Source organism: Corynebacterium sp. HMSC071B10, assembly GCF_001814825.1.
In the GTDB taxonomy this organism is placed as follows: Bacteria; Actinomycetota; Actinomycetes; order Mycobacteriales; family Mycobacteriaceae; genus Corynebacterium.
Genome location: NZ_KV817937.1, coordinates 74,410 through 97,817 on the forward strand (window position 1 = coordinate 74,410; position 23,408 = coordinate 97,817).

A 23,408-nucleotide genomic window follows, 5' to 3' on the forward strand; every position below is an offset into this window, starting at 1 on the left:
AACCGGAAATGGGGCCGCTTGGCCCCGGGAAAACGCCAGTCAAAGACCCGATGGAAGGGCTGACTGGCGTGCTCGCAGGCACGCTGATCATGGAAGCGATCACCATCTTGCTTATCCTTACCGTGATCCTCAAGGTTGAAGAAGGCGCGCTGTGGACCACCTTCAATTGGGTCTACGTGACTGTGATTGGGGTTGCGCACATCATCGCTGCGTTCTTCCAAAAACGTCCCGGGATGCTCTGGGTGGACTTAGCGCTCCAGGTGCCGCTCATCTTCGGCTTCTTCATCCACTGGTCGGTCACCGTGGTGGGCATTACTTTCGGCATCGTTTGGTTCTTCATCATTAAGCTGCGCTCCGAAATGCTGCAGCGCATGCGGGCCGGCTACCTGGTCACTCAGCACCTGGGCACTGCGGAGGACCCGGAAAGGTAGACGCACGCGGCAAGTCACGCAGCGTGGTGCGCAGGATCTTCCCGGCAGCACTGCGGGGGATCTCGTCGACGAAATCGACCACGCGCACTTTCTTGTACGGCGCGACGCGGGCGGCAACGAAGTCGATGACGTCGGCTTCGTCCAGCGCGGCACCCGGGGTTCGGACCACAAACGCGCGCGGGACCTCCGTGCCATTGAGGTCGAACTCGGTCACGGCGGCGTCGGCAATCGCCTCATGCTGGGTGAGTACCGCCTCGAGTTCCGCGGGGGCGACCTGGTAGCCCTTGTACTTGATGGTGTCCTTCGCGCGCCCGATGAGGTAGAGCTCGCCGTGCTCTCCAACCCGCGCGAGGTCGCCGGTATCGAACCACTCGCCAATGGGGGCATGCCGGAGGTAGCCGCGCATCAACTGCGGGCCGGCAACCGAGAGCTCGCCATGCGCCCCGAGGCGGAAGCGCGTGCCCGGCAGCGGGAAACCGACAGAGTCGGGCGGCGTTTCGCCGCGCACTCCAACGAACGTCACGGGCGACGTCTCCGTCATCCCGTAACCCTGAATTACGCTCGCGCCCAGGCGCTGCTCTACCGTGCGGGCTACCGCCGGATCCAGGCGGTCGGCACCGCTGATGATCAACTCGAGCGCTGCGAAATCCTCCGGCGGTGCTTCCGTGAGCACGCGGGCAAGCGGGGGAGCGATGAACGTCAGCTTTACGTCATGGTCCCGGTGCGCGCGTGAGAACAGCGCAGGTTCGAAGCGCTGCATCGTAACGATGTGATGGCCGAGCATCAGTGGCGTGAGCAGCAGCGCGGTCAGGCCGTAGATGTGGGAAAACGGCAAGGGGGACATTGTTGGCGTGTGCTCGCCCACGCCACTTTTTGCGATCGCCGTTGCGAATTGCGCCATATTCGCGCTTACCGACGCTGCCGGCAACCCGACTGCCTTCTGCAGCCCTGTCGTACCTGACGAGAAGGGGATAAACGCGAGAGTGTCGCCGCGATCGGTGGCTGCATTGTTGACGCGTGCCGCAGAAGACAGCGGCGGCCAACCCTCCGGCGCCTTGCCCTGAAGCAGCGCGCGTGCTTGCGCCATGCGGATGATCCCCACCTCAGCGTTCGCGCCAGCAAGCTCTGCGAGGTGTTGCGCTTCGTGGTCGCGCAGCAGCGGACCAATCAGACTTGTGGTGGCTCCCGCCTGAGAAATCCCCAGAATAACGGAGGCAAACTCTACAGAGTTGGGCAACTGGACGGCGAGCACGGGGCGATCGGGCAGGGGAGTGCGGGCCAACACATGTGCAACGTTCGCTGCGAGCTCACTCAACTGCCCATACGTCACGGTTGTACCGGCGGTGAGATCTGTCAACGCGGGCGCGTCACGGCGGCCACGGCCTAAAGCGAGCTGGTGAATCGGCACATGCTGGAACATCGACGAAAAGCTTAGTAGCTTCAAACACATGCGCCATGTCCTCCTCGTCATTGCCGCCGTGTTGTCCGTACTCGCCGTGGGCGCGGCGATGCTTTCCCTACCCGCCTGGGTCGGCCCGCTTGTCATCGTTGGCGCGTCACTTGCGCTCGTAACGTGGCTCGTTCTGCAATACCGGTTGCGCTCGGCACCTGAGCTTGTGCTTACCGACGACCAACGCGAGACCATCGCGAACATGAAGCGAGAAGGAAATATGGAAACTGCGGTGCGGCAGGTGCAGCTGTGGAAGCGTGATGCCACGCGCGCTGACGCAATGCGCATCGTGGACGACCTTTAGGTAAAGTTTGGGCCATGACTGAACGCACTCTGATTCTGATCAAGCCCGACGGTGTTGCCAACGGCCACGTCGGCGAAATCATTTCCCGCATCGAGCGCAAGGGCCTCAAGTTGGTTGAGATGGACCTGCGCACCGCTGACCGCGAAACCGCTGAGAAGCACTATGCAGAGCACAAGGACAAGCCGTTCTTCGGTGAGCTCGTCGATTTCATCACGTCCGCACCGCTGGTCGCCGGCATCGTTGAGGGCGAGTCTGCCATTGCTGCATGGCGTCAGCTGGCCGGTGGCACCCACCCGGTCGAAAAGGCCACCCCGGGTACCATTCGCGGTGACTTCGCACTGACCGTTGGCGAAAACGTCGTCCACGGCTCCGACTCCCCGGAGTCCGCTGAGCGAGAGATCGCGATCTGGTTCCCCAACAAGTAACCGATTCGTCAGGCTTCACGCCACCCCGCTGTGCAAGCAGCGAGGGTGGCGCTTTTTCGTGCTACCCCAAAAATTGTGTGATGGCACACAGTTGCTTTGATTTAGCTTGTTAAACTAAAAAGCAGGAAAAACGGTTTAAAGACCTGCAAGGGAAGGACAATACTGGTGAGTGAGCGGAAGGTGCAGCAGCAGCGGGCGAGAACGAAGCGCGACGCGATTCATGAGGCAACAGTCCGCCTTCTTCTCGCCGAGGGAATGCGCGCAGTCACGCACCGGCAGGTCGCCGCGATAGCGGACGTGCCAGTTGGGTCAATCGGCTACTACTTTGACAGCCGCGAAAAACTCATCATGACCTGCTTCGAGCGGGTGCACGCGCTGCAAAACCAGATCCTTGAAGATGCGCTTGCTGATTCAAAGGTCCGCGAGGACCGTGAAGCGCTCGCGTTTGCCATTTTGAATCTGACCGCCAACGGTTGTCCGGAGCAAGTGCGCAGCATTATCGCCGTCACCATCGATGCTGGGCGCGAAGGGGCAGTCTTGCAGAAGATGGTCAGACGCCAAGTTGAAGAAGCCGTGCGGTGCATCGACCAGATGCTTGAATACGCCGGAGTCACGCAGGTAAACGGCCGGCAGGCACTTGGCGCGCTCGTAGGTGCGGCGCTCGTCGGGACGAGCTGGGACAAGCCGGTAGTTGAAACAGCAGTCGACGGTCTCGTCCAGTTTATTGAGCTCGCGGAGCACAACGCGTCACCATCGCGCGACTAAATCCTCCGCTGTGCCACAATGGAGAGCAGGCGTCGTGGCTAACTAGGCACGGACGCTGTCAAGCTTTCATACATTGCCCGCGGGAAAGCGTGGCACTGTGCGGCGGCGGCACCAATCGTGCCAGCGCCCGGTGCCACCACGCGGGATCACGCATAACAGGAGAATTGGCCCGTGGCTCAAAACGAGGAAACCACACCGAAGAAGCAACGCCGGACAACTAAAAAGACCACGAAGAAGTCGACCCGGAAATCAGGCAAAGGCACAAGCGCGCGGGCGGCGAAATCGAAGCCGCAGAATCCTTACGTCGCGTTCGACCGCTCACAGCTGAAGGAGAAACAGCGCGTCTTCCAGCTGGCGAAGTTGCTGGACGTACCGTCGAAGGATTTGGTGGTAGCACTTTCTGAGATGGGGATTGTCAAGGTTGCACAGTCTTCGCTCACTAAGGCTGAAAGTGAGCAGCTTCTCGACGCGTTGGCGGCTTCTACTGCCGTTGGTGCGCAGGGTGAAGCAAGCCGGGCTGGCGCGAAGAAGGAAGCCGCGGCAGATGCTGATGAGAAGATTCGCCACCGCGTGCGCAAGGACGTGGAAAACGAAATTCACCAGATCGAGGACAAAGTAGACGCCGAACTCGAAGCGAGCGATCGCAGCACGCCTGCCGACGATGATGTGCAAGCACGCAAAGAGGACGACGCCGCACAAGTTCCCCCGGCCAGCGAGGACAGTGCCGAAGCACAGCGGGAAGACGACTCTGGCAAGGGCGAAGAGGCCGCTGACCCATCTGCGGCATCGGCATCAGATGATGCACGTCCACTGACCAACGTCGAGCCCGAGGTCACCCCGGTCCCTGAGAATGAGCCGTCGGCGGGCTACGCACCGATCTTTAAAGCACCGTCCCGATCCCGTCAGCGCCGTCGTGCAAGCCGTCCCCAGACGAGCGATACCGCAACTCGTGCAGACGAAGAGCGCAGTGACGAAGAATCCTCGCCGAGCACCGAGGAGCGTCAAGCCCGCCCGCAATCCCATCGCGGGAGATCTGCTCAGCGGACACGCAACAACCGAAGCCGGAAAGCTGCGCATGACGCCCAGACGCAGGAAGCTGGGCATACGGAGCACGCTGGTGACTCGGAGGCCACTGAGCTCATCGAAGAACCGAGAGCGATCAAGGGCTCAGCACGTCTTGAAGCGAAGCGGCGTCGGCGCAGCGAGAAGAGCGCAGAGGCCAGAAAGCGCTCCCGCATCGTCAGCCAAGCTGAATTCTTGGCACGCAGGGAGTCGGTGGAACGCACCATGGTGGTACGCGAACGTGAGCGCCACGATGGCCACGGGCGCATCACCCAGGTCGGTGTGCTTGAAGATGGCCTGCTTGTCGAGCACTTTGTCACTTCCGATGAACAGACAACGCTGATTGGCAACATCTACCTTGGCCGGGTGCAAAACGTCCTCCCGAGCATGGAAGCTGCCTTTATCGACATTGGGCAGGGACGCAACGGCGTGATCTATGCCGGTGAAATTGACTGGAAATCCGCAGGGCTGGGCGGACGCTCACGCCGCATCGAGCATGCGTTGAAGTCCGGTGACCAGGTAGTCGTGCAGGTAACAAAAGACCCAGTAGGGCACAAGGGTGCCCGCTTGACCACCCAGATCTCGCTTGCCGGCCGATACTTGGTGTACGTCCCCGGCGGGCGCAGCGCGGGTATTTCTCGCAAGCTCCCAGCACCTGAGCGCAAGCGTCTGAAGGAGATCCTGCACAATGTGGTCCCGGGGACGGGTGGGGCGATCATTCGCACTGCTGCTGAGGGGGCCAGTGAGGAGGCCATCGCCGCAGACGTGCGCCGTCTCCACACGCAGTGGGAAGCAATTCAGGAGCACGCCGAGCGCGAAATCGAGTCGAAGGGTGCGCAGCCCGTCACGCTCTATGAAGAGCCGAATCTCCTCGTAAAGGTTGTGCGGGACCTCTTTAACGAGGACTTCACTTCGCTGATTATCGACGGCAAGCGCCCGTACAACATGGTGCACGCGTACGTGGAGTCGGTCGCACCAGATCTGCTGGACAGGGTTGAAAAGTTCAGCACGGAAAAGCACAAAGCAGCAGATGCATTCGGGCTGTATCGGGTAGACGAGCAGCTGCGCAAGGCACTCTCGCAAAAGGTCTGGCTGCCCTCTGGTGGCACGTTGATCATCGAACACACTGAGGCGTTGACAGTCATTGACGTCAATACCGGCAAGTACACAGGCTCGGGTGGGTCACTGGAAGAAACAGTGACGCGGAATAACCTGGAGGCAGCCGAAGAAATCGTGCGTCAAATTCGCCTGCGCGATATCGGCGGCATGATTGTCATTGACTTCATCGATATGATCCTGCCGGAAAACCAGGATCTGGTCTTGCGCCGCCTTAAGGAAGCACTTGGGCGAGATCGAACCCGCCACCAGGTGTCTGAGGTGACGTCACTGGGTCTTGTCCAAATGACGCGGAAGCGCTTGGGGACCGGTCTCTTGGAGACCTTCTCGGAGCCCTGCGAGTGCTGCGAAGGCAGAGGACTCATCCTCCTTGACGACCCTGTTGAGCAAATGCCGGTGCACGAGCAAGGCTCTAGGCCGCAAAACGCGAAGCCAAAGAGGCGTCGTCCTGTCGGCGAGCACCCCGCTGCAAAGGCGATGCACAGCCACAGCCACAGCACACCGATGGCTGATGAAGATATTGAAGAACTCGCTGGGGCCGTCGTCATCGAGGACGACGACGCGGATACGCAGGAGGACACGCAGCGCGCGAAGCAATCTGAAAAGCCCAGCTCGTCACGGCGACGTGGCCGTCGCGGTGGCGGACGAGGACGTGGGCGCGGACGTGATGGGGCCAACACACACGCTGCTGAACCGGCGCAAGATGCACCATCAAACGCGCAGACCGGAGAAGACTCCTCGCGCGATAAGCACCGTGGGACTGCTTCTGAAAACGCAACGAGCGGTGACAGCGCTGATACCAGTGTTCGCGATCAGGAGAACGCCGGTGACCGCTCCGCTCCTAGCAGGCGGAGAACCCGCGGCACGCGCGGTGGCAGGACGCGACGTGCTGCTCGCTCGAACTCGGCCTCGCAGACGGAGGCCGTCGAAAAGGGCGCTGGCGTAGAAGCACGCCACGAGCCCGACACGACGCAGGACTACGAGCAGGCGCTCAAGGAGTTCGAGGACTCTCCCCGTAGGAAGCGACCAACGCGCGGAAATTCGCGCTCGGATCGTCGTCCGCAGCGAGAAGACTTTGTCGTCGAGGAGAAACCGGCAACGACAGATGATCGTCGCAAGGAAACCCCGAAAGGCGACAAGCACTCAGGCACGTCGACTGACGGTAACGCTGCGGGCAGCGAAAGTGGTGAAAACAAGCAGCAACGCCGGAGCAGCCGCGGTAAGGGTGGTTCTGGCACGTCTCCGCGTCGACGTCGTCGTCGCGCAGTGCGGCGCACCACGACGCCACAGCCAGAGGCGCAGGCCTCGACTGCAAAGAGCGACACCGAGAAGACGAATGGGAATGGCAGTGCGGCCGCTCCGAGGAAGGCCCAAAAGAACGCATCGGTTTCCAGCAATAGGCAGCGCGCTGGTGGTGGGCGCCGAGGTCGGCGCCGCGCTACCCGCAGGGGCGGCGCATAGTACCGAGCCCCGTATCCCTCGCCAAGGACGGTAAGGCGTCTCTGGAGGGGACAGATGGTGAGGCGATTCTTTAAAAGCCATCGCAGTTTGGAGAATCGCCCCACTTCGGTGTAGTCTTTGGCAGTCGCTGTTTTGGGGCGTGCCGCCTCGTTGCCTACGCATGCGGGCACGGCGGGTCTTTCGGGCCCCGAAACGCAGAAAGTAAATGTTCCATACGTCCACCGAAGCATGCCGGAGGACGTGCGAGTAGAGATAAGGGGTAACCCTCTATGTACGCGATCGTCAAGACCGGCGGCAAGCAGTACAAGGTTGCCGAAGGCGACCTCGTCAAGGTCGAGAAGCTGGAGGGTGAAGCAGGCGACAAGGTTGCACTCACCCCGATCCTTCTCGTAGATGGCGCTGACGTGACCGCTGGCGCAGATGCACTGGCCAAGGTAAGCGTTGAGGCCGAGATCGTCGAGCACGGCAAGGGCAAGAAGGTCGACATTCTTAAGTACAAGAACAAGACCGGCTACAAGGTCCGCCAGGGCCACCGTCAGCAGCTGACCACCGTCAAGATCACTGGCATCAAGTAAGACCAACTTCTAAGGAGAAAGAAACATGGCAACTAAGAAGGGTGCATCCAGCTCCTCGAACGGTCGTGACTCTGAGTCGAAGCGCCTCGGTGTGAAGCGCTTCGGTGGTCAGCAGGTCAAGGCCGGTGAAATCCTCGTTCGTCAGCGTGGCACCAAGTTCCACCCGGGCGACAACGTCGGCCGCGGCGGCGACGATACGCTGTTCGCGCTGAAGCCGGGCTCTGTCCAGTTCGGCATCAAGCGGAAGCGTCGCATCGTCAACATCATCCCGGCTGATGGTGAGGGCGTCTCCTCCGAGGTGCTTGAGCAGGCAGAGGCAGCAGGCGTCGTCGAGGACGAAGCTACCGCCTAGCCGGAAGCGCACACCACGTGTCTTCTACGCCGCGTGCCCCATATCTTTGGGGCCGCGGCGTTTTTTCGCGTCTGCAGGTTCGAAGGCGGCCTCGTAGACATTGATCGGCCCGGCCCCTGGAGACAGAAGCGTGATGAACCCACGATCGCGTAGAGAGAGCTGGGCGACTTCCATGCCGGTAAGTACCGTGCCGTCCGTGAGTTGGACGAGAACGTCGTCTTCAACGCTGTCACCCCTCAAGACGTGTTCGATGTCGTCGATGGTCATCACTGCATGTGCGGTAAGGTCACCGGCACCAGAGGGGCGATGGTGGAGCACCCAATCAACAGGGTCGGTAGGGGAACCGCCTGCAGCAGGGGCTTCATTGAAGGCATCCACAAGATGCTGCATCGAGTCGGGGGATCCGGTGATGGAAACAGTAATCTTGTCGCCAACGCGGCGGGTTCTCACCCCATCCTTGGGCACCTTTTTCGGGACGTAGTGTTTCTTGATCCGGCGCGCCGTCCGCTGGACATCGTGTGTATCGCCTGTCGTGCCGCAGAGTGCTTCCCTAAATTGCCAGCGCTTCGTGGGGTCTTCGATGTTGCGGGAAGCCTGCCAGATCACGGCGAGCGTCTCCACACTGTGGTTGTTCTCTTCTGCTTTTCTTTTGCTTCGTGCTTGGTAACGCGAATGTGTCTCTTCGTGGAAGAATAATTCGACCAACCGGAGTACGTTTGTTGCGTAATCGTTGGGCATGCCAAGCGCAGTAAGGTCATCGTGATTCTGCTGTGTATGTGCGGCCCAGGTAATAATGTCCATGCCACGGTCTCGTAGGGAAAAGTACTGTTTCAATTGCGTTATAAAGTCCATGAACCGAAAGATACGCAACTGGCACTGTCGAGTCAAGGAAAAATACGAAATTCCTAGATTGTGGTGGCGGCAGTGGTCGATGCGGCGGCTACGCGTAGAGTAGTCCCGTGTCGAAGCCCTAAAAGGAGAGTCCCACTATGCGCGCAACGCCGAACGATGATCTCGCCCAGATGCTTGCGTCGGTACCGCCGGGAGAAGCGCTTTTGCTTGCGCCGGGCGACTACCGGGTAGAAACGTTGCTGGTCGAATCCCGTACTTTGCAGGCCGAGAATTCAGGGGTGCGAATTTATGGTCGCATTGTGCTCGCTCGAGGGGCGTCGCTTGTCGGGGTGTCAGTGTTCGGCCCGCGTGGTGGCAACGCCATCATTTGCAACGACGGTCATGCACTGGTGCGCAACTGCCATGTTGAGGTGCCTGATGAGACAGAGTTTCCATCGATTGGTGTCAAAGGTGCACAGCTCAAGGTGTGGGACAGCGTAGTCAGGGGCGGGAAAGACAAGAAGGCGGTGCTCGGCATCGAGCATGCGCAGTGCGCGATCGAGCGCAGCACGCTGGACAGGCTGGATTTGGAGTCAGGGTCGGAGGGGAGCGTCCAGGCGACGGTGGTAGGCATGCTTTTTGCGTCCACTGGCGCAAAGATGCACCTCTTGAACGACGTGACCATTGAGACGCCCACGCTCACCCGTTTAGCGATCGTCGTTGATGGTGCAACGCTGGATTCGTCAGGTGTGCTGGTGAAGACTGGCAAGCCGGAGATACTTGTGCGAAACGCCAACCTGCGTTTGTCGCAGGTGGTGAGCGACAACGGTGCCACAGTAGTGGTGAAGGCAGAAGGGGCGGGTCACTGCGATGTTGATCCCCGCTCGTGTGTCGTGCACCGTGAGGGCGAGACCACATCTGAAGTGCGATGGCGAGCTGCGGATAATGAAGATTTTGAGCGTGTGGTCGCGCCGCTGCTTGCATCCGACGCAACAGTGATACTGGAAGAGGGAAATTACTCAATTGAGTCAGTGCCGAAACACATCCGCGATTTGACCCTTCGGGGCGCGAAGCGCGACGCCACAGTGCTGGCAATTTCAGGCTCGCTGAACGCGGACAATGGTGGCAGGCTCATCGTCGAAGACATGACGTTGTTACAGGCAGATGGGCATAACGCTTGTAATGTTTTTGAAGGCTCTGAGGCGTATCTCCTGCGTACAAGGGTGGTTAGCGCGCAACGCTTCGGCAAGATTCCGGCGTTATTTGTCCGCAATGGCCGTCTCTACCTAGATCAGACCATTGTTGAGTCTCCTGCGGGGGTGTCAGACCCTACGGTGGCGGCTTTCGGCGGAGAAGTTTCCACTAGTACGTCCTTCCTCGGTTGGGCACAGTTTGTCGATGGGGCAGTCGTCGACGTCGACGCATCGTCTGCATACGCTGTGCATGCAGAGGCGTCACGGGTGTCTGGCTCGCTCGCCATTCATCCTTCACTTACAAACCAGCGACAGTTGGTGATTCAGCGCGGGAGCCGCTGCGAATTCTCCCAGTTGACGCTTCTGACGAGCTACGCGGAATTCTTCGTCGATCACGCCTCCCTGACCGTGGGCGAATCTTGGCTGGTGCAGACAGCCAGCGCGGCAGTCTATGTAGATCAAGGAGAAGTGCAGTTCTCTGCTGCATCGTTCTTTGAACAGGTTGATGGGCAATGGCAATGCGTGCGTGAACCTGTGGACGCTGCGCCGTCTCCCGGTGCCGTGGGCGTCGAGAATGCGGCAGCGGCGGCATCGTCGCAAAGTGCGCCTGGTGATCCAATGTCGCAGATTCACGAACTCATCGGCCTTGACACGGTAAAGCGCCAGATCAATGCGTTCATGAACCGTGTGAAGTTTAATCAACGGCGCGCTGAGCTTGGGCTGGCACCTGAGCCGCTGGTGATGCATTCGATGTTCCTCGGTAATCCCGGGACGGGGAAGACTACCGTGGCGCGCTTGCTTGGGCAGGCGCTCTATAGCGCCGGCGCAGTACGAACGGACACGTTTGTCGAGGTTGGAAGGGCTGACCTCGTCTCCGAATACATCGGGAAAACAGCGCAAAAAACCAACGAGGTGCTTGAGCAGGCACGTGGCGGTGTGCTGTTTATCGATGAGGCCTATGACCTGCACTCGGAAAGCGGGCAGGACTTCGGCAAAGAAGCGGTGACTGCGATCCTGACGTTCATGGAGAACCACCGCGACGACATCGTCATCATTTTCGCAGGTTACCCCGACTTGATGCAGGACTTCCTTGCCATGAACCCGGGATTGAAGTCGCGTATCCCCAACCGCTTCGACTTTGAGGACTATTCTGCGGATGAACTTGCGGCAATCGGCGCGGCGAGCCTGTCGAAGAAGGGCTATACCTTTGACCGGGATGCGTTGCAAGCAGCGATTCGTCGACAGTACCGGCGCTCTGGCGACGGTTCGAACGGCAGGTGGGTGCGTAATTTTGAGGATGCACTCATCGGGGCGATCAGTACCCGTTTGGCCCTGACTCACGCCGGCGACTTGTCCCAGGTGACAAACGAGGAGATCACGAGCGTGACCGCCGCAGATATCCGCACAGTCACAGGTGGGGCGGCCAGTGCCGAGCGTGTTGAGTCTCTTTTGGATGAGCTGGAAAACCTTATCGGCTTGGAAGAGGTGAAGCAGTGGGCTGCGGATCTGGTGCAGGTCGCGGAGGCAAACCAGCGGCTCGAAGCGCAGGGTCTACAGGCCTCCACGCCGACGTACCACATGGTGTTTTCTGGCAATCCCGGCACGGGCAAGACGACCGTTGCGCGCATCGTTGCGGAAATCTTCCACGCATTGGGGATTCTGGAGTCGCCCACCGTCAAGGAAGTCACGCGAGCAGACCTCGTTGGCTCTGTCATCGGCGCGACTGAAAAGCAGACCACCCGAGCACTCGACGAAGCGATGGGTGGAGTGCTGTTTATCGACGAGGCGTACCAACTCACCAGCGCTGGAAGTGCGAATGATTTTGGCCTGCAGGCCGTTGAGACGCTTCTACCCAGATTGGAGAATGACCGGGGCAAGTTCATCGCGATTCTTGCCGGATATACCGACGAGATGGAAGCATTCATGGACGCGAACCCTGGACTGCGCTCCCGTATTCCAAACGCGATCGAGTTTCCTGACTACACCCCGCAAGAGGTTGCGCGCATTGTCGCAGAAAGCCTGAAAGCAAGGGGTTGGAGCGTCGATGCGGCACTACTGGAAGGGACCGTTGTCGCGGTGTATGAAGCGTTACCGTCTGCTGAGCGCAGCAATGGGCGGTGGGCGCGCAACTTTGCAGACCGGTTGGAACATCGTCATAAGCTTTGGATCGCGCAAAACGACCCGAGCGGTGAAGCGCTGCGCACGATCACGGAGGAAACGGTTCGTATAGTCGGGGAAGAGCACACGCTCTCGGTGGACTAAGACCGGAGCCGTTACTTGCTTTGCGGTTCACCCGGTACCCTGCATGTAAGAAACCTTGTTGGAGGTGCCGCACACGTTGTAATGCGTGAGACGCGCACGAGCAGGCGGATCATTTACGAGAGGGAGGCGGGCAAGACCATGGCGCAGTTTGTTGATCGCGCGGTGCTGCATTTGCAAGCAGGTGACGGTGGGCACGGGTGCGTGTCCGTGCACCGCGAAAAGTTCAAGCCACTCGGCGGCCCAGACGGGGGCAACGGTGGGCACGGCGGCGACATTGTGTTGGAAGTGTCGACACAGGTGCACACGCTTCTCGACTTTCAGTACCGTCCGCACGTCAAGGCCGGTCGTGGCGGCAACGGTGAAGGCGATCACCGCAACGGTGCCCGCGGCGAGGACCTCATCTTGGAGGTCCCAGTGGGCACCGTGGTGCGCAATGAGGCCGGCGAGATTCTGGCGGACCTGACGGTGCCCGGCACGAGGTTTATGGCTGCCGAAGGCGGGTACGGCGGGCTGGGCAACGCGGCGCTCGCTACCGCAAAGCGCAAGGCCCCGGGCTTTGCGCTCAAGGGCGAGCCAGGTGAGGCGCACGACCTCATCCTGGAGCTGAAGTCTATGGCTGACGTGGGGCTCGTTGGTTTCCCGTCGGCAGGTAAGTCCTCCCTCATCTCGGTCCTGTCTGCAGCGAAGCCGAAGATTGCGGATTACCCGTTCACTACGCTTGCTCCGAACCTGGGCGTTGTGGACGTGGGCGACGACACGTTTACGGTTGCCGATGTCCCCGGGTTGATTCCGGGGGCAAGCCAAGGCAAGGGCCTGGGGCTCGACTTCTTGCGGCACATTGAGCGCACCGCTGTGCTTGTGCATGTCGTTGACGTAGCGTCGATGGAGCCCGGCCGTGACCCGATCTCTGATGTGGAGGCGCTGGAAGCAGAGCTGGATAGTTACGCGGATGCACTCGACCACGACTCGGGCCTCGGGGATCTGCGTGAGCGGCCGCGCATCATTGTGCTGAACAAGATGGACATCCCAGAAGCGGCAGAGCTCGCCGAGTTTCTCCTCGAAGACATCAAGGAGCGATTCGGGTGGCCCGTTTTCCAGATTTCGACGGCGACCCGTGCGGGCTTAGAAGAGCTCAAATGGGCAATGTGGAATGTTGTCGAGCAAACGCGAAAGGCGCAGCGGAAGGCGAAGAAGTCCGCTGCAGCTGTCGAGCAGCAAGAGGTCATTCGCCCGCGCGGTGTGTCGCGCAAGGGCAGTAAAGGTAAGGCAGACAGCGGCATCGTGGTCGAGCGTGACCCGATGTACCCCGAGGGCTGGATTGTCACTGGCGAGAAGGCAGAGCGCTGGATCCGCCAGACCGACTTCGAAAACGATGAAGCGGTCGGATATCTCTCGGATCGTCTGGAAAGGGCTGGCGTCGAGGACGAACTCAGGCGGATCGGCGCGCAAGAGGGCGATACCGTCACCATTGGAGACATTTCCTTCGATTGGGAACCGATGCGTGGCGGGGACCCGACGCTTGCAGGCCGCGGCGCGGACGCCCGCCTGTACGACACCAACCGAATCTCTGCCGCGGAACGCAAGCGTGCCTCGCAGGCGCGGCGTGGCCTCATCGATGAGTTTGATTACGGCGACGGGGAAGAAGCGGAGCGCAAGCGCTGGGAGGGCTAGACTGAGTCCTTATGCCTGCTGCCTTAACGCCTGACCTTTCCGAATCCCAGCTTCGCGCGCACATTGCGAGCGCGCGAAGGATTGTGGTCAAGATTGGGTCGAGCTCGCTGGTCAACGCGGACTCGTCCGTCAGCCCCGAAAAGATTGATGCGCTTGTCGACGCCATGCATGCACGGATGAGCGCAGGCACCGACATCGTCGTTGTCTCATCTGGTTCAATCGCTGCTGGTATGGCACCGCTGGGGTTGTCGCAGCGTCCGCGCGATTTGGCGACGAAGCAGGCGGCTTCCGCGATTGGCCAGGTTCACCTCGCCCAGGCGTGGGGCGCGTCGTTTGCTCGTTATGGCCGAACGGCTGGGCAGGTGCTCCTGACGCAGGCCGATGCTGGTGTGCGTGAACGGGCCCGGAACGCACAGCGCACGATCGACAGGTTGCGCCAGTTGGGGGCTGTGCCGATTGTGAACGAGAACGACACGGTTGCTACTTCGGAAATGCGTTTCGGGGACAATGACCGTCTGTCGGCAATCGTTGCGACGCTCACTGCTGCCGATGCGCTCGTGCTGCTGTCGGATGTGGACGGGCTGTACGACCGAAATCCTGCAGACCCGACAGCATGCATGCTCACCGAGGTGCGCAGTGGACACGACCTCGAAGGGGTCGCAGCCGGCGATGGTGGCGTGTTCGGCACCGGCGGGATGGCAGCTAAAGTGTCGGCGGCGCGGTTGGCGACGCGCGGTGGGGTGCCGGTGCTGTTGACGTCGGCAAGCAATATTGCCCAAGCGCTGGGCAGCGCCGACTGCGGCACAGTGTTTCACACGCGACCGGCGTCGCAGCTTCGCGCCTGGAAATTTTGGGCGCTCTACGCCGCGGATGCGGAGGGGGTCCTGCGGCTGGACGCGGGCGCTGTTGAGGCGGTGACTCGCGGCGGGACGAGCCTGCTCGCGGTGGGGATTACCAGCGTCGAAGGCGAATTTCATGCCGGCGACATCGTGGAGATTCTTGGCCCGGACTCTGAAGTGATTGGCCGAGGGGAGGTCGCCTACGACGCGACGGAGCTTGCCGATATGTGTGGCAAGCACACATCAGAGCTTGCGGAAGATAAACGACGCCCGGTTGTGCACGCGGATTACCTATCTCACTACGCGAGCCGATTGTAACGGCTACGGTAGGGGCATGAAGTTTGCTTTTCTTCCTTCCCCGTGGGAGGCCTCGGTCGCTGACCTTCAAGCGGCAGGCCACGAAATGGTCGACCTTGACCAGGACCCGGACATGCTTGTGTTCCGCGGCGGCCCGAAAGACTTTCCGGACACGCTGCCGGAGAGCGTGAAGGTCGTGCAGATCGGCTACGCCGGGATTGAGATGCTCCTGGACGCCGGGATTTTGGCCAAACACGCGGCGCGAGGCATCCGCTTCGCTAACGCCGCAGGAGTCTACGACGACACCGTGGCCGAGTCGACGCTTGGGCTGTTGCTCGCGGTGTCGCACCGGCACAAAGCTGTGCGACGCGAATGGAACCAAAGCCAGCTCTTCGATGAGACCGAGTTCCTCTTCGATAACAAAAAGCTGGCGCTGATCGGTGCTGGCGGCATTGGCAAGAAGCTGATCGAGTTCCTCGCCCCGTTCGGGGTCGAGGTCACTGCGGTGAACCGTTCTGGGCGCGAGGTAAAGGGCGCGGTCCAAACTGTCGCGATGTCCGATGCTGAAGCGATGGCGCAGGTGTGGGCCAACAATGAGTACTTTGTCCTGCTCGCGCCGCTGACGCCGGACACGAAGCACCTCGTGAACGCTGAGGTGCTTGCGGCGATGCCGTCGAACGCGGTGATCGTGAACGTCGGTCGTGGCGGCCTCATTGACACCGAGGCGCTGACGGACGCGCTGCGTAACGGCACCATTGCGGGGGCGGGCTTGGACGTGACGGAGCCCGAGCCGCTCCCCGCGGATCACCCGCTGTGGGACATGGACGCGGTCGTCATTACACCGCACACTGCCAACACTCCGCGTTTCATGGAGCGACGCGTGGGCGCGCTCGCGGCGAAGAACTGGGACAAGTTTGCCAGCGGTGAGCAAATGCACACCGAAGTCGACGTGGACGCGGGGTACTAACATGCACGATCACGCAGAGGGTGTGGCCGGGAGCGTCCACGAGCTCGCGCAAGCCGCGAAGCGCGTTGCGCCGCAGCTTGCCGAGCTGTCGACCGAAGACAAGAACACGGTGCTTCGCGCGGCGGCGGAGGCACTCGTCGCGCGCACAGAGGAGATCCTTGAGGCGAACCGCGCTGACATCGCGGCCGGACGTGAGAACGGGATGGATGAGTCGCTCATCGACCGCCTTGCCCTTGACACCGATCGCGTCGCGGGCATTGCTGATGGCCTGCTTCAGGTTGCGGGGCTGCCGGATCCGGTCGGTGACATCGTGCAGGGCCGAACGCTGCCGAATGGGCTGAAGCTGCGGCAAGTGCGCGTTCCGCTGGGCGTGATGGGGATGGTCTACGAGGCGCGTCCGAACGTCACGGTCGACGCCTTCGGGCTTGCCCTGAAGTCGGGCAACGTGGCACTTTTGCGCGGCTCGAAATCTGCAGTGCGCTCGAACACGGCGCTGGTCGCGGTGCTGCAGGACGTCCTCGCCTCCGCTGGGCTTCCGCGTGAGGCGGTACAGCTCCTGCCGTGCGAGAGCCACGCGACGGTGCAGGAGTTGATTACAGCTCGCGGCCTGGTCGACGTGGTCATCCCGCGCGGGAGCGCCTCGCTGATTCACGCGGTGGTGCAGCACGCGACTGTGCCAGCGATTGAGACGGGCACGGGCAACTGCCATTTCTACATCGATAAAGATGCCCCGCTGGATTCGGCGATCGACATGCTGCTCAACGGCAAGACACGTCGCTGCTCGGTGTGTAATGCGACGGAGACAGTGCTTCTCGACGCCGCATTGCCCGACGCCGACAAACTCCGCGTCATCGAGGCGCTCCAGGAAGCCTCGGTCACGGTCCACGGCGACGTGGAAACGCTTTCGGCGTGCGGTGCCCGCGACATCGTGGCTGCCACGGAGGAAGACTGGGCAGATGAGTACCTGTCATTCGATATCGCGTGCGCGGTGGTTGACGGTGTGGAGGGCGCGATTGCGCATATTGCGAAGTACAGCACCGGGCACACCGAAGCTATCGCCTCGGATAGCGCGCGGGCCCTGCAGCGTTTCGCTGATGGTGTTGATGCGGCAGCAGTGGTGCTCAATGCTTCCACCGCGTTCACAGACGGCGAGCAGTACGGCATGGGTGCCGAGATTGGGATTTCAACCCAGAAGCTGCACGCGCGTGGCCCGATGGGGCTGCCCGAGCTGACCAGCACAAAGTGGATCGTCGAGGGGGCTGGGCACACCAGGCCGTAACCTTAATGAGACATTGGGGCATTCTGGCTCTATGCTCATTGACGTGTTGAAATCCCATGCCTCCTGGCGCCTTCGCGTGAGCGCCCTCGTCATCGCCTTTGTCGCCGCGGTTACTGCGGTGCTTACTCCGATTGCCCCTGCCCCGCAGGCTGAAGCGCAGCACCGCTGCCCAGCGGTCGCGTTTGTCGCGGCCCGCGGCTCCGGCCAGAACGACCAGATTTACCGCACCCGCTACTCCTCCCAGGCGCCGTGGGTGTCCAACGGGTGGGAGGGGCAGACGATTCGTGCCTTCCTGCACCACGCCGAAGGTCGCTACCGGGCGACGCACGGCGGGAATTCGCTGATGAAGGACGTGGAGGTGCTCGGCCTTGAGCCGCGCTACTACCCGGCCGTCTACCCGGAGTACGAAGTCCCCAATGTCATTGCGCCGTCGACAGCGCTGCAGGCGCTTGGCCTGGCGGTGCAGTACAGCATGCCGGTGCTGCGCATGGCCGTGCGCGCCGGCAATGAGTTCCTCGATTCCGTGCAGATTGGCCGCACTGGCGTGATGGCCATGATCAACAACTATGAGCGATCCACTGGGTGCCGTCCGAAGTACATTTTGTCCGGCTATTCGCAGGGCACGATGATCATGCTGGAGCATGAGCGGGAGCTGGCGCGGCGCGGACAGCTTGCGGGCGTGGTCTACTTCGGTAGCCCGAACACAGCCCCCTGGGATCCGGCCACGGTTGGTGTTGCAGGCGGTGGCGCCGGCGGCATGTTGGGCTTCTTGCCGTTCAATATGAAGTCTGCTGCGGGGACACGCAACCGCGTGAACTACTGCTTGCCGCTGGATGGCGTGTGTGACCTGTCGATCCAGACGTTGCGCGCCTCCCAAGGCAACGGTGGCAATCACGGGCGCTACTACATCTGGCCTTCGCGCTGGGATAACCAGGTTTCGGATACCTTCGGCAGGTTTGTGGATCAGGTCCGGTACCGCTAAGCGGGGGCGGGGAGGCTTCGTCGCGACCCGCTCCGCGTAGCCTGGTGACCATGGAAGAGTTTGCTGATTCGCTCGCCGGTGCCTCCCGCATCGGCATCATGGGCGGTACGTTTGATCCGATCCACCACGGACACCTCGTGGCGGCGAGCGAGGTCGCTGACAGGTTTGACTTAGACGAGGTCCTATTCGTGCCGACGGGTAACCCGTGGCAGAAGGCAGATCGGGAGATTACTGCGGCCGAGGATCGGTACTTGATGAGCGTGGTGGCTACTGCTTCTAATCCGCGTTTTTCGGTTTCAAGGGTCGACATTGACCGGGGTGGCCCCACGTACACGTTGGATACGTTGCGGGATCTTCGGGAACAGTTCCCCGACGCGAAGCTGTTCTTCATTACGGGAGCGGACGCGTTGAGCTCGATTATGTCTTGGCGGCATTGGGAAGAGATGTTTAAGCTCGCCGAGTTCGTCGGGGTCACCAGGCCAGGCTATGAGCTGACGGAGGAGATGTTTCCGGAAGAGATTCAGCGCCGTGTGCACCTGATCGAGATCCCGGCAATGGCGATTTCTTCCACGGATTGTCGCAAGCGCGCGCATGAGGGCCGTCCGGTGTGGTACTTGGTTCCCGATGGGGTGGTGCAGTACATCGCGAAGAATCGGCTCTATCAGTAAGTGGCACTTTGCGCGCCTGTCATGGGACAATGAAGGCGCTACATTTTATCTTGGTACTTGAAAAGGAATTGCTTCTTGAGCGCAGCGCAAATCTCCATTGAACAGGCCACCATTGCGGCGAAGGCTGCTGATGAGAAACTCGGCACGAATATTGCCGTGCTTGATGTGTCCCAGGTGATGGGCATTACGGATATTTTTGTTGTCGTATCGGCAAATAATGAGCGTCAGGTCGCCGCGATTGTTGACGAGGTGGAAGCTGAGCTGACCGAGTCGGGCCTGGAGCCGAAGCGTCGCGAAGGCAACCGCGAGTTCCGCTGGGTACTGCTGGACTACGGGGACTTCGTAGTGCACGTGCAGCGTGAGCAGGAGCGCGAGTTCTACGGGCTTGACCGCCTGTACGCGGACTGCCCGGCTATCACCGTGGAAGGGATCGAGCCGTATCAGCGTCCGGAGGATTTCACGGAAGTCCGCGGGGTTGAGGATCTTGAGGATCTGCCGCTTGCTGGCGAGGCACCCGAAGACGAGGACTAAACGCGAGCCACGCTTGTGTGGTTTCCGTAGCCCGAAGTTCCGCCCACTTACGTAAGGAGGATCGCCGATGCAGCGCCGACTCATCATGCTGAGGCATGGGCAAACCGTGTACAACGCGACCCGGAGGATGCAAGGGCACCTGGACACCCAGTTGTCGGAGACCGGGATTGCTCAGGCGCGCGCTGCGGCGAGCATGGTGGCGCAGCTCGGTGTGACGAAGATTGTCGCCTCCGACCTTTCGCGTGCGGCTGACACCGCGGAGATTATTGCTGACGCAGTCGGTGTGCCCGTGACTACGGATCCGCGCCTGCGGGAGACCCACTTGGGGGCGTGGCAGGGCAAGTCGCACGAGGAAGTCGACGGGGCTCACCCGGGGGCGCGTGCGCATTGGCGCAACGACGCGACATGGGCGCCGCCGGAAGGTGAGAGCCGCGTGCAGGTGGCGCAGCGGGCCCGCCCGGTGGTGGACGAGCTGCTCACGGACTATGCGCAGTGGGGCGATTCGGCGGTGCTTTTGGTCGCGCACGGCGGGACGATCTCTGCGCTGACCGCCAGTCTGCTTGGGTTCGACGTAGCGCAGTACCCGCTTTTTAAGAGCCTGGGCAACACGAATACCGCGCGCTTGTATGCGCTGCCTGCGTACCGCGCCGAGGACTCAGGCAGCGACGACGAGGTGCAGTGGTACCTGGAGGCGTGGAATCAGGGGTTGGTTGCCCCATGACGGTACGCATCGTGGTTGATTCTGCCGCAGGCTTGTCTGAGGAATTGCTGCAGGAGCTTGATATTACCGAGGCTGCGCTGCATGTGATGGAGGGGGACGAGGGGGCGTCGACAAGCGGGCTGAGCGCGATTGAGCTGGCGGCGTGCTACGCGCGGCAGCTGGAGCGCGGCGGGGACGATGGCGTGGTCGCGTTGCACTTGTCGAAGCACTTTTCCTCAACGTGGTCGGCCGCAGTCCAAGCCGCGGGGGTGTTCCCGAATACCGTGCGGGTCGTGGAGACGGACACTGCGGGGATGAGTATTGGTGCTGCGGCGATGGCTGCGGCGACGCTCGCGCGCGAAGGGGCTGACTTGGACGAGTGCGAGGCGATGGCGCGCTCGACCATCGAGCGCTCCGAAACATGGTTGTACCTCAGCCAGCTTGATGATTTGCGCAAGAGCGGTCGCTTATCGACGGGCACCGCAGTCCTTTCCGCCGCACTGCTCGCCACCAAACCGATCCTGCGGCTCAACGCTGGCAAACTTGAACTCGCCGGTAAAACGCGGACGCAGACGAAAGCCTTTGCAAAGCTTGCCGAGCTGGTGATGGAGCGAGCGGGGGAGAAGCCGGTCTTTGCGGCGATCCAGCACACTGATGCGGCTGAGGCCGCAAATCAGCTTGCGGATACGCTGGAGGCGGTGTTGCCGGATGGCTCGCGGATTTTGATCGAGCCGCTGGTGGACGTGATTGCGGTGCATACCGGTCAGGGGGCGATCGGGCTTTCGGTGGTGTTCTCCTCGCAGCGCGAGGGGTAGGTCGCGGCGAGGGCGGAACCTCAGTAGCCCCTTCTGTCCCGCCCGTTTCACTTGTGCTGGATGTTTTGGATAGATTTCACTAAGGTCTTCCATTTTCGATATACGTTTCGTATTATGCGGGCATGGATACTCTTGACCGAATCAAAGAACTTACACGCCCAACTGGGGAAGAAGACCTTCTCAACGTCGAATACCCGAAACCGCGACTTAGCGTGTCGCCTAAACATGCCTGCATCGCCGTCGCATGTGTACTGCTAGCGTTCGGTGCGTGGGCGTTCCTCCGTGCCTCGCCGCCGCCGGAGACCCCGGCCACCTGGGACTCTGCGGCGACCGAAACGGAAAGCGCGCCAAACGGGGAAATCGTGGTGTCTGTCGTCGGTGAAGTGGAGCGCCCCGGGCTGGTAACGCTCCCAGATGGTGCGCGTGTTGCGGATGCCCTCAACGCTGCATCTGCCCGGCCAGACGCAGACATTTACGCGCTCAACCAAGCGCAACTCTTGGTCGACGGGCAGCAGCTTGTCGTGCCCTCTGTGCAGGCTGGCGGCGAATCCGGTGCACAAGTACCCGATGCGCCGGCAGACGCCGGCGGGGGAGTGCTGTCGCTCAATACGGCAACCGCAGCCGAACTTACCGCGTTGCCCGGTGTCGGCGAAGCAACGGCGCAGGCGATCGTGCAACACCGCGAAACGAACGGCCCGTTTGCGAAGTCTGAGGACCTGATGGACGTGAAAGGAATCGGTCCGGCAAAATTCGAAGCGCTCAAGGACCTCGTCGGGCCGTAACCATGCAGGAACTACGACTCGTGCCTGCAGCAGTGGGCGTCTGGGCAGGAGCGCTGTGCTGCCTGCTGTGGGGCCCGGTATGGGCTGGGGGAGTGCTTGCAGTCGGGGCCGGCGCGTGCGTGCTGTACAAGGAGTACGGCCAAGCGATTCTGGTCGCAGGTCTGGGGGCTGCATCCGCGCTGGGGACGCAGCTGCGCTGCGTGCTCGCGAGCCGTTGGGGGCCGACCGGGCATGCACAGGGGAGCGTGGTGGGAACCATCAGCGGACAGCCGCGCGAGCTTGCGAGCGGCGGTTACTTGATTCGGATGAATGTCGACGGCTACCCCGCGGCCATGCCGGTATTCACCGAGGATCTACCGCCGCACGCGGTTCCTGGCGCGCGCGTTGAGGCCATCGGCACGGTCGGAGAGTCCACGGTGCCGGGCGTCGGTACCGCGACGATCAATGGCGACATCGCAGTGCACGCCGGCCCGCAGGGGATGGCTCGGCTCGCCGACTATGTGCGAACCACCTTTGACCAGGCGGTACAAGCGCAAGTTGGCGAGGCAACCCGCGGGCTGATCCCGGGGATGGTACTCGGAGACACCAGTTCGCAGAGCGATGCGGAGCAGCAGATATACATCGATACGGGCCTTTCGCACCTGTCTGCGGTGTCCGGATCCAACGTCGCCATCGTGACGAGCGCGGCGGTGATCGCTGCGACCCTGTTGGGCTTCGGGCTGCGCTATCGGCTCGCTGCCGCCACGGCTGCGCTGCTGCTGTTCGCCGGCTTGGTGGGGCCGGACCCAAGCGTGCTGCGGGCCTCTGTCACCGGTTTGGTGGGGCTGACCGCCGTCATGGCTTCGACCCGCGCGGAGCCGATCCACGCGCTGTGTTTCTCCATCATCGGCCTCGTCTTGGTTGACCCCGACCTGGCAGTGCACTACGGGTTTGCGCTTTCGGTCGCCGCAACGGCGGGGATCGTCGCTCTCTCGCCGCTGCTGTACCGCGCGCTGGCGTTTACTCAATGGCCGGACATCGTGGTGCGCGCGCTGGCCGTGGCGATCGCCGCTGATATTGCGACGATGCCGATCATCGCGCTTATGGCCGGGCAGGTCTCGCTCGTCTCAGTAGCCGCCAACGTGCTCGTCGCCCCTGTGGTGCCGCCGATTACGGTGCTGGGGCTTATCGCGTGTGTGCTTTCGCTTGTCCCCGGAGGTTTCGAGGCGCTCGTGCTATGGATAGTTGAGCCCCTTGCTTGGTGGGTGCAGGCTGTGGCTGCGTACGGCGCGAACCTTCCCTCGGCAACGGTGAACGCGTCCCCGCCGGTAGTGCTGGTCTGCTACGGGTGGATCGTTGCTGGTTTTCTGCTCCACCGGCCGCGGGTCACGTTTGCGGTGGTGGCGGCGTTGCTTCTTGGTACCAACGTGTCGTTTCATGCGGCACGACCGATCGACCCGACCACGCTGCGCGCGCACGTGGTCGAAACAAAAGAAGACGTCGAGCCGATCCCCGCCGGCACCGAACTCGTCATCGTATTGGAAGGCGGCCGCCCGCACCGCTTCCCGGTAGTAACCACCACTGGCATTCCGGTGCTGTTTCCCAACCGAGATGGGCGTGTGGTGCTCTACGCCGACGGGACGCAGCGTCTGCTCGGCCCGTAAGCTTGGG

General features: G+C 61.7%; 21 protein-coding genes. 19 read left to right on the top strand and 2 right to left on the bottom strand.

What is annotated here, in order from left to right:
- Positions 1-50 precede the first annotated feature (50 nt).
- Positions 51-431: a DUF4233 domain-containing protein gene (locus tag HMPREF2990_RS00430; protein ID WP_246817373.1), complete on the top strand. Its 381-nt coding sequence runs from the start codon at positions 51-53 to the stop codon at positions 429-431.
- Here the strand turns inward: HMPREF2990_RS00430 and HMPREF2990_RS00435 are convergent.
- Entirely contained in the window at positions 391-1,851 is a 1,461-nt protein-coding gene (locus HMPREF2990_RS00435; protein WP_168167091.1) for a class I adenylate-forming enzyme family protein, read from the bottom strand. The two genes, HMPREF2990_RS00430 and HMPREF2990_RS00435, sit on opposite strands and share 41 nt — an antisense overlap.
- 28 nt (positions 1,852-1,879) lie before the next feature.
- Between HMPREF2990_RS00435 and HMPREF2990_RS12800 the strand changes: the two genes are divergently transcribed.
- From HMPREF2990_RS12800 to rpmA, 6 genes are all read left to right on the top strand, one after another.
- Positions 1,880-2,185: a hypothetical protein gene (locus tag HMPREF2990_RS12800; protein WP_070762156.1), complete on the top strand. Its 306-nt coding sequence runs from the start codon at positions 1,880-1,882 to the stop codon at positions 2,183-2,185.
- A gap of 14 nt (positions 2,186-2,199) precedes the next feature.
- Positions 2,200-2,610, top strand: coding sequence for a nucleoside-diphosphate kinase (ndk, locus tag HMPREF2990_RS00445; protein ID WP_038592025.1), 411 nt, complete (start codon positions 2,200-2,202; stop codon positions 2,608-2,610).
- A 165-nt stretch (positions 2,611-2,775) separates the two neighbouring features.
- Positions 2,776-3,375, top strand: a complete 600-nt coding sequence (locus tag HMPREF2990_RS00450; protein WP_070762157.1) for a TetR/AcrR family transcriptional regulator — start codon at positions 2,776-2,778, stop codon at positions 3,373-3,375.
- A gap of 171 nt (positions 3,376-3,546) precedes the next feature.
- A complete protein-coding gene (locus HMPREF2990_RS00455; protein WP_070762158.1) occupies positions 3,547-7,014 on the top strand; it encodes a translation initiation factor IF-2 N-terminal domain-containing protein in 3,468 nt (1,155 codons plus the stop codon).
- Positions 7,015-7,283: 269 nt separating this feature from the next.
- Complete coding sequence (gene rplU, locus HMPREF2990_RS00460; RefSeq protein WP_038592021.1) at positions 7,284-7,589, top strand: 50S ribosomal protein L21; 306 nt, start codon at positions 7,284-7,286, stop codon at positions 7,587-7,589.
- 25 nt (positions 7,590-7,614) lie between these two features.
- Entirely contained in the window at positions 7,615-7,941 is a 327-nt protein-coding gene (rpmA, locus tag HMPREF2990_RS00465; protein WP_038592018.1) for a 50S ribosomal protein L27, read from the top strand.
- A 24-nt stretch (positions 7,942-7,965) separates the two neighbouring features.
- On the opposite strand, the gene HMPREF2990_RS00470 is transcribed toward rpmA, so the two are convergent.
- Positions 7,966-8,742: a hypothetical protein gene (locus HMPREF2990_RS00470; protein ID WP_141757724.1), complete on the bottom strand. Its 777-nt coding sequence runs from the start codon at positions 8,740-8,742 to the stop codon at positions 7,966-7,968.
- 188 nt (positions 8,743-8,930) lie between these two features.
- Between HMPREF2990_RS00470 and HMPREF2990_RS00475 the strand changes: the two genes are divergently transcribed.
- The 12 genes from HMPREF2990_RS00475 to HMPREF2990_RS00530 all read left to right on the top strand — a co-directional run bounded on the left by HMPREF2990_RS00475 (position 8,931) and on the right by HMPREF2990_RS00530 (position 23,401).
- Complete coding sequence (locus HMPREF2990_RS00475; protein ID WP_070762160.1) at positions 8,931-12,227, top strand: AAA family ATPase; 3,297 nt, start codon at positions 8,931-8,933, stop codon at positions 12,225-12,227.
- A gap of 138 nt (positions 12,228-12,365) precedes the next feature.
- The gene (obgE, locus tag HMPREF2990_RS00480) at positions 12,366-13,898 is read left to right on the top strand and encodes a GTPase ObgE (RefSeq protein ID WP_070762247.1); all 1,533 of its coding nucleotides are present in this window, start codon (positions 12,366-12,368) and stop codon (positions 13,896-13,898) included.
- An 11-nt stretch (positions 13,899-13,909) separates the two neighbouring features.
- Positions 13,910-15,055 (top strand): glutamate 5-kinase, encoded by a 1,146-nt coding sequence (gene proB, locus HMPREF2990_RS00485; RefSeq protein ID WP_070762161.1) that lies wholly within the window; start codon positions 13,910-13,912, stop codon positions 15,053-15,055.
- A 16-nt stretch (positions 15,056-15,071) separates the two neighbouring features.
- Positions 15,072-16,001, top strand: a complete 930-nt coding sequence (locus tag HMPREF2990_RS00490; protein WP_070762162.1) for a D-isomer specific 2-hydroxyacid dehydrogenase family protein — start codon at positions 15,072-15,074, stop codon at positions 15,999-16,001.
- A 1-nt stretch (position 16,002) separates the two neighbouring features.
- Complete coding sequence (locus HMPREF2990_RS00495; protein WP_070762163.1) at positions 16,003-17,280, top strand: glutamate-5-semialdehyde dehydrogenase; 1,278 nt, start codon at positions 16,003-16,005, stop codon at positions 17,278-17,280.
- A gap of 43 nt (positions 17,281-17,323) precedes the next feature.
- The gene (locus HMPREF2990_RS00500) at positions 17,324-18,262 is read left to right on the top strand and encodes a hypothetical protein (RefSeq protein WP_246817374.1); all 939 of its coding nucleotides are present in this window, start codon (positions 17,324-17,326) and stop codon (positions 18,260-18,262) included.
- A gap of 50 nt (positions 18,263-18,312) precedes the next feature.
- The gene (gene nadD, locus HMPREF2990_RS00505) at positions 18,313-18,930 is read left to right on the top strand and encodes a nicotinate-nucleotide adenylyltransferase (RefSeq protein WP_070762165.1); all 618 of its coding nucleotides are present in this window, start codon (positions 18,313-18,315) and stop codon (positions 18,928-18,930) included.
- A gap of 75 nt (positions 18,931-19,005) precedes the next feature.
- On the top strand, positions 19,006-19,461 hold the full coding sequence (gene rsfS / locus HMPREF2990_RS00510; RefSeq protein ID WP_070762166.1) for a ribosome silencing factor: 456 nt from the start codon (positions 19,006-19,008) through the stop codon (positions 19,459-19,461).
- 67 nt (positions 19,462-19,528) lie between these two features.
- Complete coding sequence (locus HMPREF2990_RS00515) at positions 19,529-20,182, top strand: histidine phosphatase family protein (RefSeq protein WP_070762167.1); 654 nt, start codon at positions 19,529-19,531, stop codon at positions 20,180-20,182.
- A complete protein-coding gene (locus HMPREF2990_RS00520; protein ID WP_070762168.1) occupies positions 20,179-20,976 on the top strand; it encodes a DegV family protein in 798 nt (265 codons plus the stop codon). The genes HMPREF2990_RS00515 and HMPREF2990_RS00520 overlap by 4 nt, the downstream gene beginning before the upstream one ends.
- 122 nt (positions 20,977-21,098) lie before the next feature.
- On the top strand, positions 21,099-21,758 hold the full coding sequence (locus HMPREF2990_RS00525; protein WP_070762169.1) for a ComEA family DNA-binding protein: 660 nt from the start codon (positions 21,099-21,101) through the stop codon (positions 21,756-21,758).
- Between the two features lie 20 nt (positions 21,759-21,778).
- Positions 21,779-23,401: a ComEC/Rec2 family competence protein gene (locus HMPREF2990_RS00530; protein WP_371574569.1), complete on the top strand. Its 1,623-nt coding sequence runs from the start codon at positions 21,779-21,781 to the stop codon at positions 23,399-23,401.
- Positions 23,402-23,408: the final 7 nt, after the last annotated feature.

What these genes read in the sequence shown, in the direction of transcription:
- obgE (WP_070762247.1), top strand. Translation starts at nt 12,366, where the DNA reads ATGGCGCAGTTTGTTGATCGCGCGGTGCTGCATTTGCAAGCAGGTGAC.
- HMPREF2990_RS00515 (WP_070762167.1), top strand. Translation starts at nt 19,529, where the DNA reads ATGCAGCGCCGACTCATCATGCTGAGGCATGGGCAAACCGTGTACAAC.
- HMPREF2990_RS00430 (WP_246817373.1), top strand. Translation starts at nt 51, where the DNA reads ATGGAAGGGCTGACTGGCGTGCTCGCAGGCACGCTGATCATGGAAGCG.
- proB (WP_070762161.1), top strand. Translation starts at nt 13,910, where the DNA reads ATGCCTGCTGCCTTAACGCCTGACCTTTCCGAATCCCAGCTTCGCGCG.
- HMPREF2990_RS12800 (WP_070762156.1), top strand. Translation starts at nt 1,880, where the DNA reads ATGCGCCATGTCCTCCTCGTCATTGCCGCCGTGTTGTCCGTACTCGCC.
- HMPREF2990_RS00475 (WP_070762160.1), top strand. Translation starts at nt 8,931, where the DNA reads ATGCGCGCAACGCCGAACGATGATCTCGCCCAGATGCTTGCGTCGGTA.
- HMPREF2990_RS00435 (WP_168167091.1), bottom strand. Translation starts at nt 1,851, where the DNA reads ATGTTCCAGCATGTGCCGATTCACCAGCTCGCTTTAGGCCGTGGCCGC.
- HMPREF2990_RS00490 (WP_070762162.1), top strand. Translation starts at nt 15,072, where the DNA reads ATGAAGTTTGCTTTTCTTCCTTCCCCGTGGGAGGCCTCGGTCGCTGAC.
- HMPREF2990_RS00525 (WP_070762169.1), top strand. Translation starts at nt 21,099, where the DNA reads ATGGATACTCTTGACCGAATCAAAGAACTTACACGCCCAACTGGGGAA.
- HMPREF2990_RS00520 (WP_070762168.1), top strand. Translation starts at nt 20,179, where the DNA reads ATGACGGTACGCATCGTGGTTGATTCTGCCGCAGGCTTGTCTGAGGAA.
- rplU (WP_038592021.1), top strand. Translation starts at nt 7,284, where the DNA reads ATGTACGCGATCGTCAAGACCGGCGGCAAGCAGTACAAGGTTGCCGAA.
- rpmA (WP_038592018.1), top strand. Translation starts at nt 7,615, where the DNA reads ATGGCAACTAAGAAGGGTGCATCCAGCTCCTCGAACGGTCGTGACTCT.
- ndk (WP_038592025.1), top strand. Translation starts at nt 2,200, where the DNA reads ATGACTGAACGCACTCTGATTCTGATCAAGCCCGACGGTGTTGCCAAC.
- HMPREF2990_RS00470 (WP_141757724.1), bottom strand. Translation starts at nt 8,742, where the DNA reads ATGGACATTATTACCTGGGCCGCACATACACAGCAGAATCACGATGAC.
- HMPREF2990_RS00495 (WP_070762163.1), top strand. Translation starts at nt 16,003, where the DNA reads ATGCACGATCACGCAGAGGGTGTGGCCGGGAGCGTCCACGAGCTCGCG.
- nadD (WP_070762165.1), top strand. Translation starts at nt 18,313, where the DNA reads ATGGAAGAGTTTGCTGATTCGCTCGCCGGTGCCTCCCGCATCGGCATC.